The sequence below is a fragment of the Vibrio sp. 10N.222.46.A1 genome (assembly GCF_041473595.1).
GTDB classification, from domain to species: domain Bacteria; phylum Pseudomonadota; class Gammaproteobacteria; order Enterobacterales; family Vibrionaceae; genus Vibrio; species Vibrio tasmaniensis_A.
The window spans coordinates 1-1818 of record NZ_JBFRSN010000870.1 but is presented as its reverse complement, the minus strand read 5'-3'; the positions used below and the strand labels follow the sequence as shown (position 1 = coordinate 1818).

The 1818-nt window shown below is 39.6% G+C and carries 2 protein-coding genes; both read left to right on the top strand.

Going from position 1 to position 1818, the window contains the following annotated elements; translation table 11 throughout:
• Positions 1 to 86 precede the first annotated feature (86 nt).
• Positions 87 to 422 (top strand): helix-turn-helix transcriptional regulator, encoded by a 336-nt coding sequence (locus AB4496_RS21335; RefSeq protein WP_017100095.1) that lies wholly within the window; start codon positions 87 to 89, stop codon positions 420 to 422.
• Positions 409 to 1671, top strand: coding sequence for a type II toxin-antitoxin system HipA family toxin (locus tag AB4496_RS21330; RefSeq protein WP_017100094.1), 1263 nt, complete (start codon positions 409 to 411; stop codon positions 1669 to 1671). Before AB4496_RS21335 ends, AB4496_RS21330 begins: the two co-directional genes overlap by 14 nt.
• Positions 1672 to 1818: the final 147 nt, after the last annotated feature.

Here is a 1818-nt window from a genome sequence, read left to right as displayed (position 1 = left end):
AATTATTTCTAACCTATTACTTTGACATTTAAATTTTGGTAAATTAATATTTACCTTATTATATTTACGGCAAAGGTTAATTTACTATGGGAAGAGGTAACATTCAGGTTAGCACTGTTGCTAGTGCCGCACTAACTCATTTTGCCACGATGCTTACAATCCAGCGTAAGGAAAAGAAAATCACTGTAGAAGAGACTTGTTCCCGAGTTGGGGTATCTAAGCCCACTATGATAAAGATTCTTAAAGGTGATCCGTCTGTAAGTATCGGACTCTACTTCGAAACTGCTTGGGTATTAGGTGTTCCTTTATTTGAACCCGATGAAAACCAGTTTGCTATTAAACGTAAAACAAATGCGAAAATTGAGGCATTACTGCCTAATCGAGTAAGAAGGAAAAAGGTAATTTTAGATGATGACTTCTAGTAATCAATGCTTCGTTTGGAAATGGCTTAAAGGACAATCAGAGCCTGTGGTAGCAGGTAGACTCACTATTGATGAAACTGGCCAACATTTTACGTACGGTCAGTCTTACTTGAAACGTTCAGATGCAGAACCAATTTACTCAAATGAATTACCGCTTTCTGCTGGTACTAAGGAACCAGTTCAAGGTATGCCTATATTCTCTTGCTTGCGTGATGCAGCTCCAGATGCTTGGGGACGTAGGGTCATTAATTCTCGGTTGATGGGCAAAGACTACGATGCTGAGTTAGGCGAAATGACGTATTTGATGCATTCCGCTTCAGATCGGATCGGTTCTCTCGATTTTCAAGAATCGGCCACTGAGTATTTTGATCGTTCTACTGATGCGGCAACTCTTGAAGAATTATACAATGCGTCTGAAATCGTCGGTCAAGGTAAGGAAATCTCTTCGGATTTGGATAGAGCACTTATGCATGGTACATCCCTCGGAGGTGCTCGCCCGAAAGCGATGATCACTGGTAATGAAGCTAAGTATATTGCTAAGTTTTCAGCATCAAATGATACTTACGAAGTTGTACAATCAGAATACGTAGCAATGAGGCTTGCCAAGTTAGCAGGACTCAATGTTGCCGAAGTTATTTTTGAAAAAGTATTAGGAAAAGATGTTCTTCTTGTAAGACGCTTTGATAGAGCGTTAGTTGGTGACGTTTGGTGTCGTCGCTCAATGGTGTCCGGGCTGACAGTTTTAGGCTTAGATGAAACATGGGCTAGAGAGGCATCTTACGCAGACCTAGTGAACAATATGAAGCAGTATTGCATCGATTTTACCTCTGATAGCCAAGAGCTATTTGCACGGATGGTATTTAATGTACTGATCGGTAATACGGATGACCATGCTCGAAATCATGCTTTCTTTGTAGAAGGGGAGAAAATATCCCTGTCACCGGCTTATGATATTTGTCCACAAAACCGTACAGGTGGGGAGGCGAGTCATGGAATGAAGATCTTCGAAAATCTTAATTTATCTCTGTTATCACTTTGTATGCAAGCAGCACCAAGTTTCAATATTAAGGCTGAAAAAGCAGAAGAAATTATTAGGTTTCAAATTTCTACGATTACCCAAGAGTTTGAATCCGTGTGTAACGAAGTAGATGTCCCTGAAGTTACGCGAAAGTTACTTTTCAAACGTGTGATATTGAATAACTACATATTCAATGAAATGGAACATTTAAAGCCGCAAGATGGTCATTAAGTAGAATACATGGAATATCTAAATAAACAATGTCCGTACGACATGATGGGTTTTGTCGCAAAGTTTTGCGTTGTCGGTTAAGATTTACTCAATCTTTACCTAATACTCTGAATCTCAATGTTTAAAGGTTGCCACTTCCCCTCTGAA